The 12,428-nt window shown below is 64.4% G+C and carries 13 protein-coding genes and 1 other annotated feature; of the genes, 6 read left to right on the forward strand and 7 right to left on the reverse strand.

What is annotated here, in order from left to right:
• The 5 genes from H5T60_05185 to rplL all read left to right on the forward strand — a co-directional run.
• On the forward strand, positions 1-303 hold a 303-nt coding region (locus tag H5T60_05185), incomplete at its 5' end, for a transcription termination/antitermination protein NusG (GenBank protein MBC7241820.1).
• A gap of 48 nt (positions 304-351) precedes the next feature.
• Positions 352-777: a 50S ribosomal protein L11 gene (gene rplK / locus H5T60_05190; GenBank protein ID MBC7241821.1), complete on the forward strand. Its 426-nt coding sequence runs from the start codon at positions 352-354 to the stop codon at positions 775-777.
• A gap of 86 nt (positions 778-863) precedes the next feature.
• Positions 864-1,580: a 50S ribosomal protein L1 gene (gene rplA / locus H5T60_05195; protein MBC7241822.1), complete on the forward strand. Its 717-nt coding sequence runs from the start codon at positions 864-866 to the stop codon at positions 1,578-1,580.
• Between the two features lie 18 nt (positions 1,581-1,598).
• Positions 1,599-1,748, forward strand: a sequence feature (ribosomal protein L10 leader region).
• 113 nt (positions 1,749-1,861) lie between these two features.
• Positions 1,862-2,356 carry a 50S ribosomal protein L10 gene (locus H5T60_05200; protein MBC7241823.1) on the forward strand — a complete coding sequence of 165 codons (495 nt, stop codon included), beginning with the start codon at positions 1,862-1,864 and terminating at the stop codon, positions 2,354-2,356.
• A gap of 55 nt (positions 2,357-2,411) precedes the next feature.
• Complete coding sequence (rplL, locus tag H5T60_05205; protein ID MBC7241824.1) at positions 2,412-2,792, forward strand: 50S ribosomal protein L7/L12; 381 nt, start codon at positions 2,412-2,414, stop codon at positions 2,790-2,792.
• Between the two features lie 70 nt (positions 2,793-2,862).
• Here rplL and H5T60_05210 read toward each other — a convergent pair whose 3' ends face one another.
• From H5T60_05210 to H5T60_05240, 7 genes are all read right to left on the reverse strand, one after another.
• Positions 2,863-3,681 carry an NAD+ synthase gene (locus H5T60_05210; GenBank protein MBC7241825.1) on the reverse strand — a complete coding sequence of 273 codons (819 nt, stop codon included), beginning with the start codon at positions 3,679-3,681 and terminating at the stop codon, positions 2,863-2,865.
• Positions 3,682-3,714: 33 nt separating this feature from the next.
• Positions 3,715-4,512, reverse strand: coding sequence for a prolipoprotein diacylglyceryl transferase (locus H5T60_05215; protein MBC7241826.1), 798 nt, complete (start codon positions 4,510-4,512; stop codon positions 3,715-3,717).
• Positions 4,513-4,517: 5 nt separating this feature from the next.
• Positions 4,518-7,013: an NTP transferase domain-containing protein gene (locus H5T60_05220; protein ID MBC7241827.1), complete on the reverse strand. Its 2,496-nt coding sequence runs from the start codon at positions 7,011-7,013 to the stop codon at positions 4,518-4,520.
• Between the two features lie 172 nt (positions 7,014-7,185).
• Entirely contained in the window at positions 7,186-8,181 is a 996-nt protein-coding gene (locus tag H5T60_05225; protein ID MBC7241828.1) for a glycosyltransferase, read from the reverse strand.
• Positions 8,182-8,188: 7 nt separating this feature from the next.
• Entirely contained in the window at positions 8,189-8,968 is a 780-nt protein-coding gene (locus H5T60_05230; GenBank protein MBC7241829.1) for a sortase, read from the reverse strand.
• Positions 8,969-9,030: 62 nt separating this feature from the next.
• Positions 9,031-9,669 (reverse strand): HD domain-containing protein, encoded by a 639-nt coding sequence (locus H5T60_05235; GenBank protein MBC7241830.1) that lies wholly within the window; start codon positions 9,667-9,669, stop codon positions 9,031-9,033.
• Between the two features lie 28 nt (positions 9,670-9,697).
• The gene (locus H5T60_05240; protein MBC7241831.1) at positions 9,698-11,155 is read right to left on the reverse strand and encodes a radical SAM protein; all 1,458 of its coding nucleotides are present in this window, start codon (positions 11,153-11,155) and stop codon (positions 9,698-9,700) included.
• Positions 11,156-11,335: 180 nt separating this feature from the next.
• Here H5T60_05240 and H5T60_05245 point away from each other — a divergent pair.
• The coding region (locus H5T60_05245; GenBank protein MBC7241832.1) for an amidohydrolase family protein at positions 11,336-12,428 on the forward strand (1,093 nt) is incomplete at its 3' end.

Below are 12,428 nucleotides of genomic sequence, written 5' to 3' on the forward strand. Positions count from 1 at the left end.
TCCTGGTACGTGGTGCGCAACACCCCGGGCGTGACCGGCTTTGTGGGCACCGGCAACAAGCCCACCCCGCTGAGCCAGGAAGAGGTGGACCGCATCCTGAAGCGCATCCAGGCCCAGGCTCCCAAGATCCGCGTCAGCTTCCGCGTGGGCCAGAAGGTGCGCATCATTGACGGCCCCTTCACCGATTTCGTCGGCACGGTGGACGAGGTGGATGAGAGCAAGGGCAAGGTCAAAGTACTGGTCTCGTTCTTTGGGCGGGAGACCCCCATTGAGCTGGACTTCCTGCAGGTAGAGAAGGTCTAACCGCACGCGGTTGACATCGATGTCTCTTTGAGAGCACGGAGAGCGAACATGGCGAAGAAAGTCAAAGCAATTGTGAAACTGCAGATTCCCGCCGGCAAGGCCAACCCGGCACCCCCTGTAGGCCCGGCCCTCGGCCAACATGGGGTCAACATCATGGCCTTCTGCAAGGAATACAATGCCCGCACCGCCTCCATGGCGGGAAGCATTGTGCCGGTGGAAATCACCATCTATCAGGATAACTCGTTTACCTTTGTGCTGAAGACCGCACCGACGGCCGACCTTCTGCGCAAAGCCGCCGGCATCGAGAAAGGCTCCGGCCAGCCCAATCGGGTCAAGGTCGGCAAGGTCACGCGCGCCCAGATCCGCGAGATCGCCGAGATCAAGATGCGCGACCTGAACACCACGGACCTGGAAGCGGCCATGCGCATGGTGGAAGGCACGGCGCGCAGTATGGGCATCACTATCGTTGACTGACAAGCACAGCCATGTGCCGGCGTCCGCGGGATGCCGGCTGTGGGAGGGGAGCAGTCCCCGCCAATACCACTGTGGAGGAAGCATACATGCCAAAGCACGGGAAAAAGTATCTCGAAGCCGCCAAACTGGTAGATCGTCAGAAAGAGTATTCGCCGCGCGAAGCGCTGGAGCTGGTGAAGAAGACCCACTACGCCAATTTTGACGGCACCGTGGAACTTCACCTGCGCACCGGCCTTGACCCGCGCCATGCCGATCAGCAGATTCGCGGTGTGGTCCTTCTGCCGCGCGGCCTGGGAAAGCAGGTGCGCGTGCTGGTCTTCGCCGAAGGCGAGGCCGCCCGCATCGCCCAGGAAGCCGGCGCCGATTACGTCGGCACCGACGAGTACATTGAGAAAATTCAAAACGGCTGGCTGGATTTTGATGTGGCCGTGGCGGTCCCGCAGGTCATGGGCAAGGTCGGCCGGCTGGGTAAAATCCTCGGCCCGCGCGGCCTCATGCCCAGCCCGAAGGCCGGCACCATCGTCCCGCAGGAGGACCTGCCCCGGGTGCTCAACGAACTGCGCCTGGGCCGCGTCGAATACCGCGTGGACAAGACGGCCAACATCCATGTTCCCATCGGCAAGGTCTCGTTCCCAGTGGAGCATTTGCTGGACAATATGGCCGCAGTCATGGACGCCATCGTGCGCGCCAAGCCGGCCAGTGTCAAAGGGCAGTATATCCGTCGGGTGACCGTTGCCAGCAGTATGGGGCCTGGCATCAAAGTGAACGTCAACGAAGCCATGGCCTTGAAGCCGTCGCTGTAAGGTTGCGTTTCTGACAACCGCATATTTCCTGCCGTACCGCAGACAGCAGGTGCATACGCTGAAACCCATGGGGGCCTGCCGAGGTAGGGCCGAGCATATATCATCGTGAGATGAACCCTCGCGCCTTTGCCGCGGCATGTCCCGGCAAAGGCGTTTTTGTTGGGGGCCGGCGGGAGCGAGCCAGCAGTTCACCCCACGCTCGTGGGCACGTAACGATAGGAACGGATGAAACTGAAAGGAGGTGATAGCCCTTGCCGCTAACACGTGAGAAGAAAGAGCAGATGGTGGCGGAGTATGTCCGCCTGTTTTCCAACAGCCAGGCGCTGGTCGTGGTGGACTACCGCGGTCTGCCGATGAAGGTCATCAACAAACTGCGCGCTGACATCCGGCCGGCCGGCAGTAAGTTCATGGTGGTCAAGAACACCCTGGCGCGCATCGCTCTCCAGCAGGCCGGCTTGGCTGTCCCGCAGGACCTGCTGAAAGGGACGACCGCGATCACCGTATGCGGCCCAGACGTGGCCGCGACGGTGAAGGCCCTCAAGGCCGTCGCCCAGGATACCAAGGTCCTGCAGATCAAAGGCGCCATCCTGGGACGCAGTGTGCTGGATGCCGCCGGCGCGGAAGCCCTGGCCGACCTGCCGCCGCGCGAGGTTCTGCTGGCGCAGGTGGTGGGTGCCATCCAGGCGCCGCTCAGCGGCCTGGTTACCGTCCTGTCCGCGCCCATGCGCGGCCTGGTCACTGTGCTGAAGGCGTACGCCGACAAGAAGGCGGCGTAACGCCGGCAGTGTATCGTCGAAACACAACCCATTACATATCAACTGGAGGAGCAAAATGACCAAAGAGGAAATTATTGAAGCGATCGCCAATATGAGCGTGCTGGAACTGGCCGAGCTGGTCAAGGCGCTGGAAGAGAAGTTCGGTGTGAGCGCCGCCGTGCCGATGATGGCCGCCATGCCCGCGGCCGGCGCCGCCGAAGCGGCCGCCCCGGCCGAGGAAGAGAAGACCGAGTTCGACGTCATCCTCAAGGAAGTGGGCGCCAAGAAGATCCAGGTCATCAAGGTCGTGCGCGAGCTCACGAACCTGGGCCTGAAAGAGGCCAAGGACCTGGTGGACAGCGCGCCGGCCAAGGTGCTGGAAGCCGTCTCCAAAGAGACCGCAGAGCAGGCCAAGGCTAAGCTCGAGGCGGAAGGCGCTACCGTCGAGATCAAGTAATCCGCATCCGACCCTCTGTCTGTGCCCACACGGCGAGGCCGTCCCCATATGGGGACGGCCTCGTGTCTTGTCAGCGCCTGGGAAATGCCTCGGGCGGCAGTTTCGCCACCAGAGGAAGCCGGCGCTTGAACTCCGTGGCCTGCACGCGCTGCCACATCCCCTGCACCAGCGCCGGCGGCAGGCCGCGCTGCACCGCTTCCTCCGTGCTCAGCCCACAGTCAATCAGAAGATATAGCGCGCGGTCCATGTCGGCATAGGTGAAGCCCAGCTCGCCCTCGTCGGTCTGGCCCGGCCACAGGTCTGCCGTCGGCGGCTTGGCGATGATCTGCGCCGGCACCCCCATGGCCCTGGCCAACTGCCGCACCTGCGTCTTGTACAGGTCCCCCAGCGGGTTCAGCGCACAGGCCATATCGCCGTACAGTGTGCCGTAGCCCAGCCACCACTCGGTCTTGTTGCTCGAGCCAACCACCAATCCCTGCCAGATTTCCGAATGGTCGTATAACACGATCATGCGGGCGCGCGCCATGACGTTGCCGCGCCGGCGCGCCGGCATATCCGGAAACTGCTCCAGGTAGGGATCCACCATCGGGGTGATCTCCACCGTCTTCAGCGTCACGCCCAGCATCTCCGCCACCTGCCGGGCGTCGGCAAAGTGGACCGGGTTCGAGGTGCGGTAGGGTATCCACAGCGCCAACACGTTCTCGGCGCCAATGGCCTCGGCCGTCAGGAAACAGGACAGGGAGGAGTCAATACCGCCGGAAAGGCCGATCACCGCGCGCCCGAAGCCAGCGCGCTGAAGCTGATCGCGGATCCATGCGGTGAGATGCCGGCGCACCAGCTCCACATCCAGCTCTAACGCCGCGTCAATGTCGTGCCATGGATCTTCCATGAGAAAAGAGCCTCCTGAAACACACGCTGAAGTTTATGGGTTGGGAAAAGCCTCTTCCGGCGGGGAGAGGTCCGGGGAGGAGGAAGCCGGCTGGCGCCCTTTGCTCCAGGACACCAGCAGGGCCAGGCCGGCCAGGAACAGCAGAAGGTCCAGCCACTGTGTCAGGCGCAGAGCACCCAGGTACGGCACCTCATCGCCGCGCCAGAACTCCAGCACGAACTGGCCGCCGAAGTAGCCGATGAGGTACAACGCGGTGGGAAGGCCGGCGCGCTGGCGGAAGGGTGCCCAGAGCAGGATGCCCAGGAGCAGAAGGCTTTGCCCTATGCCGAACCACTGCGTGGGAAAGCGCCGCGCCACGACCCCGTAGATGTCCGGGGCGCGCAGGTAGAGCGCTCCCCGGCCGGCTTCACCGTAGGCACAACCGCCGGCCAGACAGGCCAGCCAGCCGAAGACACCCCCCAGCGCCAGGGCAGGACAGAGGAGGTCAGCCCACTGCCAGATGGGCCGGCGGCCGGCGGCCGACCATATCAACAGGGCGACACCGCCGCCGATGAACGCCCCATGAAACGAGATGCCGCCCCGCCAAATGGCCAGGCTTTCCAAAGGATGCTGAGAGAAATAGGCTAGGTTAAAAAGAACATACAGCAGACGTCCCCCCAACAGTCCGCCGGTGAGCACGATGCTGAGAACGTCCATCAGCGCCGGTGGAGAGAGGCCGCGGCGCCGGCCCAGCCACCAGGTCATCAGCAGTCCCAGCAGTAGGCCGGCGTCTACCAGCACGGTGTAGGTGTAGATCGGGCGGCTCCCGATATGAAACAGCACGGTGGGCATGGGTGCTATTCCTGCAGGCCGGCGATGATGCGCTCGTACTTATGCACCAGCTCGCGGGCGTTCTCCATGGAATTCGCCTCAGCGTAGATATGAAACTCCGGCGTGTCCGGGTCCGGCAGGACCAAGACCCACTGCTCCTCAGAGAAGTAAATCTTGATGCCGTCGGTCATGTCGGCACCGTAGTCCTTGTACTGCTCGTTGAGCTTGCGCATGACGGTGCCCTTCAGCTCCCAGGGGCATTCCACCCGGCCGCGGGCAATATGGAACGCCGGCAGGGAATCCACGATGCGGGAGAGGGAGGTCTTCTGCACGGCCAGGAACTCGAGCAGTTTGACGGCCGCCATCATGCCGTCGGCGGCCGGCTGAAAGGCCGGGAAGATGAAGTTGCCGGTGCCGTCGCCGGCCATGATGACCCCCTCCTCCAACGCGGCGCGCGTCAGGGTCGGCAGATCGGTCTTCGTCCGCCGCACGCTGGCCCCATACCGGGCCGCCAGCCGCTCCAGGATATGGGACTGGTGCACCGGCACCACGATGGCCCCCGGCCCCATGGTCTCCCAGGCCAGCACCGCCATCGCCGCCAGGGCCACACCGTTGGGAAGAATTTTACCGCGATTATCGGCGATGAACAATTTCTCCCCACCTACATCGAAGCGCACGCCCAGGTCCGCGCTCAGCGCCCCGGTGATGAGCGCCATCTCCCAGAGGGCTTTCTCGAACTCGTCCTGCCCGATCGACATCTTGCTTTCGTCAATATGGGCGTTGAGGGGCACCGTGTCCACATGGAGCTGGTTGAGGATGTTGGGCATGACATAGGTCACGGGTGAATAGGCATAGTCGCAGACAATGCGGAAGCGGCGTTCCCGGATGGCCGGCACGTTGACCGCCTTCAGGAAACCGTCAATATAGCGTTCGGCCACGCCCTGGGCATAGGAAATCGTGCCGATATCGTCCAGATAGACCCGGCGAAAGTCCTCGCGGAAGAAGACCCGTTCAATGTTGCGCTCGACCGACTTGCTCAGGTTCAGCCCATCCTTGTCCATGAAGCGAATGTCCACCACGCGCTGGTCGAAGGGGGAGACGCGCAGGTGCACGCCGCCGACGGCGTCGCTGGTGCGGGTGTAGTAGCAGGCGACGGGGATGGGCATGGTGCGCAGGTCCAGCACGTTGATGCCGGCGGAGGGCAGGCCGGAGATCGTGGCGCGCTTCAGCATGCGGGGACTGCGGTGCGGGTCGCGGTTGATGGTCACGGTACTGCCCTTCGGCAACGTGGCGCCGAACGCCGCCCCCAATTTGGCGGCGAACTCCGGCGTCAGATCAATGTTCACCATGCCGGTGACGCCGAAGCGCCCGAAGAGGGTGCGCCGGCTTTGCGCCCCCCAGATCAGGCTGGAATAGACGTTGACGCCGGCCTCAATCTCCTTCTCCGGCCAGATCTTCACGTTGGCGTGGATCACCGCGTTGCGCCCGACAATGGTGCGGTCTCCGATGACCGCGCCCTCGAACGTCATGACGTTCGTGTGAAGGTTGCACTGCCGGCCGACGATGGTGCCGCGCAGTTCGCAGGCCTCCCCAATGTAGGAGTTGCGCCAGATGATACAGCGGTCCACATGCGCCCTGTTATCCACGATGGAATAATCGCGTATCACGGTAGGGCCGTGGATGGTGACGCCGCCCTTGATCTTGACCTCGCGCCCCAGGTAAATTGGGCCGTACAGCTTGGCGTCCGGGGCAATCTCCACGCCCGGCTCCACCCAGATGTTCCCCCCGATATGCTCCCCCAGCGGCTCCGCCTTGACCCGGCCGGCGAGCAGGTCCGCGGTAGCGCGCATGTACTCGGGAATGTTGCCGATATCGCACCAGTATCCATCGGCAATATAACCGAAGAGGGGATCATTACGCTCCAGCATCACGGGGAACAGGTCCTTGCTGAAGTCGAAGGCCTTGCCGGCGGGGATGTGGTCCAGCACCTCCGGCTCGAGCACATAAATGCCCGTGTTGACCGTATCCGAGATCACCTCGCTCCAGCTCGGCTTTTCCAGGAACTGGCGGATGTGTCCTTCCTCGTCGGTGATGACCACGCCGTACTCCAAGGGGTTGGGCACGCGGTACAGGGTGATGGTGGCAAGGGCGCGCTTCTGACGGTGGTAGTCCAGGATGGCCTGCAGGTCGAAATCGGTAAGGGCGTCGCCGCTGATGATAATGAAGGTCTCATCCAGGTACTGCTGGGCGTTCTTGACACTGCCGGCGGTGCCCAGAGGCTCTTCCTCCACCGAATAATGGATGTTCATGCCCCAGCTCTGGCCCGTCCCCAGGAAATCCTGGATGGTCTCCGCCATATACTGCAGGGTCACCACCACCTCGGTGATGCCGTGGCGCTTCAGCAGGTCCAGAATATGGGCGATAATCGGTTTATTGGCGACGGGGACCATTGGCTTGGGCCGGCCGATGGTGAGGGGCCGCAAGCGTGAGCCTTCTCCTCCTGCCATGACAACCGCCTTCACTGCTCACCTCCTCGGTCTGTGGAATAGTAGCCCCCTTGGCAGGGCGTCAGCATTGACACAAAGCGCAGGACCTTTCCACCGGAGAAAGTGAAAATGTCTTCTGTCTTCATCATACCATAAACCGGCGAGCTTGTAAACAGCCGAGGAAGATTGCGGATGGCGAAATTCGCCATCACCGGCGGAGCGCACGGAGCAGGTTAGTGAGGATGCCGGCGGCCAGTCCGAACCCCAGCGCGCCGGCCCGTGCCAGGAGAAAGGCCGGCGCCAGCAGTGCCACTGTCCGGTCCCTGGACCAGGCGCGCACGCAGAAGGGGATGGTGGAGACCAGGAATGCCGCCAGAGAAGCGCCGGCCAGCGTCCAGCCGGATCTCCAGAAGAGGCCGGCGATCAGCCCCATGCAGGCCAGCCCCAACAGGAGTATCTGCAGTTTCAGCACCGGGGGCGTGTGGCTGTCGTCCACCGCCTTGCCGGGATGGCGCAGGTGGACCTTGACCTTCCAGAAGCCGATCCAGAACTTCTTGCGCACATAGGCCGGCAGGTTGGCCGCATGCTGATGGCACACCACGGCGCGCGGCTGAAACACCATTTTATGGCCGGCGGCGGCCAGGCGGAAGGAGAATTCCTGATCTTCCACGTTGGCGCGGGGGAAGGATTCATCGAAGCCGCCGTAGCGCAGGAAGATGTCGCGGCGGTAGCCGGCGGAGTATGTATCAATGAAGTCAATATAGCGCCGGCGCGCCATGCGGCGATACTTATCCTCATATTCCAACTGCACGAAGCGCGCCGTAAGCTCCTGCTGGCGGGTGCAGTAGGTGCCCTTGACCCCGACAACCTCCGCCTCCGCGAAAGGCGCCAGCATGGCCTCTGCCCAGTCGGGCGCCGGCTCGCAGTCGGCGTCGGTGAAGAGCAGGATGGCCCCGCGGGCCTGTCGGGCGCCCAGGTTGCGGGCGGCGGCCGCGCCGCGCCCGGGGAGCTGAAGCACAACTGCGCCGGCCCGCCGGGCAATCTCCGCGGTATCGTCGCTGGAGCCGTCATCCACGACGATAATTTCGAGGATGCGCCCTCCGGCGGTCTGGCGTTCCAGCGCCTGCAGGCAGGCCGGCAGGGTGGCGCCGGCGTTTCTGGCCGGCACGATCACCGACGCTGTCAGCGCAAGGGCCTGTTCCATAACCGCCTCATGGGGTTGGTGTGGCCGGCAGTGGTTTGGCGATGATGATAAGCCGGTGGGTATTGGTCCAGTACGGCCAGCAGGTGACCAGGGTCAGCCGCTCCTCGGGGGTGGGGGCGATGTGCTGGGCGTTGGCGCGGCGCTGTTCCTCGGTGGCGCTGGCCTCGGGCAGGATGAGCTTTTCCGCGACCTGATAAGTGAACTCGCCGCCGTCCTCTGTGTACAGAGTGATGAGGTCGCCGGCCTGCAGGTCCACCAGATAACGGAAGACCTCGCCCTCGATGTTATGATGGCCGGAGAGGACGATGTTGCCGCCCTGGCCGGGGTAGGCGCTGTTCTTGTGGTGGCCGGCGGCGTAGGAAGCCGTCTCCCACTCACTGCGCATCTGTCCGTCCTTCTCCACCAGCACCCAGCCCACCTCGACCACCGGGGCGTCCAGCTTGATGGCCGGCGCGACGATGCGCACGATCTTGCGAGGCATGGGCGTCGGCGTCACCGTCGGGGTGGGCGTGAGGGTGGGCGTGGCGGTAGGCGGGACCGGGGTATGGGTGGCCGGCACGGGCGTATAAGTCGCCGTGGCTGTCCATGTGGGCGTGGGCGTTGCGGTCGCCGTCGGCAGGGCGGCCAGAGCCGTCGCGGTGGCGGAGATGGTCTGCAGTTGGGCCATGGCCTCGCGCTGACGAAGCATATCCCGCACCAGAAAGCTGGCCGCCAGCGCTAGCACCAGCAGGCCGACCGCGATCAACCAGTTGCCCAGCTTGCGATTGCGCGACGATGAGACTTCCATGTTCGCTTCACCCGATCCCTAGATGTAGATGTCCCATCCCTTTTGGGTTTCCGCGTATCAGGCTAGCGCGCGCCGAGCATCTCCGCTTCCAGCTCTTCGAAGAACGTTTGCATGAAGCGCAGGCGGTGCTCGGCCATGCGGCGCCCCGTGGTGGTATACATATGTTCGGGGAGGTGGGAAAGCTTGTGCAGGAATTCATGCACCGGCGTGTGTTCCTTCCCGCCGGCGTCCCCCTCCCGGCGCGCCGCGTCCTGCGGCCTCCAGAGCTCGGCCCCCCGCTCGCCGGCCATGGCGTATGCCCGCGCCACCCCGATCGCCCCCAGCGCATCCAGCTTGTCCGCATCGGAGAGCACCCGCGCCTCCAGGGTGCGGGGCTCGACGTTATTGCGGAAGCGGTGGGCGGCGATGGCATGTGCGACGGCTTCGACGAGTTCGGGCGGGTGGCCGGCGAGAAGCTGGCGCGCTCGTTCTGCGCCCCACTGCGCGTGGCAGACGCCGGTGCTGGCTTCCGCCGGCCGGCCGATATCATGCAGGAGGCAAGCGGTGTGCAGGACCAGCATATCGGCCCCTTCCGCCTGCCCGATATGTTCCGCCAGACGCAGTACCCGCAGTACATGGGAAAAGCCGTGTGCGCCGCCGGCCTCGGGGTACAGCGCTCTGGCCTCCTCAATGCTGATCAACGACGGTGCGTTTTCGCTCATGGCCTTATTCTGGTTGGCGCAAGCACGCTCAGGCCGATTTTTTCTCGTGCTTACGCCCCACGAAAAAACGGACGAAGTCCCCCATCAGGGAGGGAAGCCGGCGCCAGGTGTCGGGGTTCTTCAGCCGGCGCCAGATGCGGCTGGGCCGCAGGTAGAAGCGCCGGTAAGCCTCGTGCCATTTGCGTTCCACCAGCTCCGCCGTCACCTCGCCGATCTCAAAGCGCGCCTTCTCGTCGTGGATGGCGAAGTCGGCCCAATCGTTGGTCAACAGCCGGCCCTGCGTCCGCACCATCTCGTACAGCTCGGTGCCGGGGTACGGCGCGGCGATCATGAAGTTGCCCAGATCGGGGTCCAGCTCCAGCGCTAACCGGATGGTCTCGTCCATGGTCTCTTCGGTCTCGGTGGGCAGACCGAAGATAAAGAAGCCCATGGTCTCCAGGCCGGCGGCGCGGGCGTTGGCGAACGCCTGACGCACTTCCTCGATGGTCTGCTTCTTCTTGATGAAGTCCAGCACGCGCTGGCTCCCGCTCTCGACGCCGAAGCCAACGCGCTTACAGCCGGCGGCCTTCATAAGCTGGAACAGTTCCAGGTCGGTCTGCGGGGCGCGCATGCCGTGAATGGTGATCCACGGCACGTGGTTGAGCTTCTCGCGGATGAGCAGGCGGCAGATCTCCTTGGCGCGCTCCACGTCCAGGTTCCAGACGTCGTCGGTGACGCCGATCTCGGTGGCGCCCAATTCCCGCACCAGGTAGGCCCATTCCTTGACGACCTCCGCCGGCTGGCGTGGGCGCCAGGTATGGCCGGTGATGGGCTTGGAGCAGTAGATGCACTGGTACGGACAGCCGCGCGAGGTCAACAGGGTGTAGGCGCGCGCGTGAGGGTCCAGGCCGTCGGTCAGCGGCTGTAGGTTGGTGTAGCGCTCGATCTTGAAAAGGTCGTAGGCCGGCCAGGGGAGGTTGTCCAGGTCTTTACGCAGGGGGCGGTTGGGGTTATGCACCACCTCGCCGGCCTCATTGCGGTAGGAAAGGCCCAGGATGTCCCGCCAGGCGGGATGGGTAAAGAGCCGCGGGCCCGCCGGCCCGTCCATCGGCCGGCCGGGGTCCGCCTCCAGGGCGTGCAGGATCTCGATGATCGTATCCTCTGCCTCCCCGCGCACCACCAGGTCCACCTCGGGCCGCTCCATGGATTCCTGCGGCATCAGCGTCAGATGGGGGCCGCCCAGGATGGTGACCGCGCCGTGCGCCTTGGCGGTCTCGGCCGCTTTCCAGGCCTCGTAAATCAGCGGGGTGGGGCTGGAAATGCCGACGACATCGAAGTGCTCCCGCGCCAGCAGGTCGGCCAGGGGCTCATCCTCCACCTCGCCGTCATAGAGCTGGACGGGATAGCCGGCGGCGCGAATACTGCCGGCCAGATAGCCGAGGCCCATATGGATATGCCGGCGGGAATTCCACACCCGCGAGGCAGGGCTTACCAGCAGGATTTTCATGGCACACCTCAATATGATGCGATCGTCCTCGGCAGAAATTATATCACGTCTGGCCGCTTTCACCAATTCGCCGGCCGGGGGCTGGGGCGGATTTGCACAGCCGGCCGTTTTCGTGTAGATTATTGACCGATCATCAGACCACTTTGATACGTCAGACCTCACTGCGAAAGGAGCGGGGATATGTGGCTGACCAACGTGCGGCTGTTTGATGGGACGGGACGGGTATGGCCGACGGCGGCGGTATGCATCGAAGGTGAGCGGATTCAGGGGGTGTATGAGCGAGCGCCAGAGACACTGCCGCCGGAGGAGCCAGTGCTGGACCTGGCCGGCAAGACCGTCATCCCCGGTTTGATCAACTGTCATACACATCTATGCCTGGACGGAAGCCCCGACCCCTCTGCCGCCTGGATGCGCCAGACCATTACCAAGAACGTGCTGGTGGCGGCGAAGCACGCGGAGCGCACCCTGCGCGCCGGCATCACCACCGTGCGCGACCTGGGCGGCATGGAGTATGTCGATATCGCCCTGCGCGATGCCATTAACGAAGGCCTCATCCCCGGCCCGCGCATGAAGGTCAGCGGCAAGGTCATCTGCATGACCGGCGGTCACGGCTGGGGGCCCGGCGGCCGCGAGGCCGATGGGCCGGACGAGGTGCGCAAGGCGGCGCGAGAGCAGTTGAAGGCCGGCGCCGATATCATCAAGATCATGGCCACCGGCGGCGTGATGACCTTCGGGGTAGAACCCGGTTCCCAACAGTTGAACGAGGACGAGATGCGCGCCGCCGTCGAAGAAGCGCGCAAGGCCGGCAAGCTGACCGCCTCGCATGCCCAGGGGGCGGCCGGCATCAAGGCGGTCGTGCGGGCCGGCGTTGACTCCATCGAGCACGGCTTCTACCTGGACGATGAGGCCATTGCGCTGATGTTGGAGCGCGGCACCTATTTTGTCCCGACGCTGGCCGCGCTGTACCATATCCTGGAGGCTGGCACCGCGGCCGGCATTCCCGCCTTTATGGTCGAGAAATCCCTGCGGGCGCGCGATGCCCAGCTCGCCAGCTTCGAGCGGGCGCGGAAAGCCGGCATCCCCATCGCCGCCGGCAACGACGGCGGGACACCTTTCAACACGGCGGACAACCTGCCCAGCGAGCTGGAGTGCCTGGTCGAGAACGGCATGACGCCGGCCGAAGCCCTGCTGGCCGCCACGAGCGTCGCCTCCCGGCTCCTGCGCATGGAGGCCGAGATCGGCACCATTGAGGCCGGCAAGCGCGCCGACCTGG

Source organism: Anaerolineae bacterium, from assembly GCA_014360855.1.
GTDB lineage: Bacteria > Chloroflexota > Anaerolineae > JACIWP01 > JACIWP01 > JACIWP01.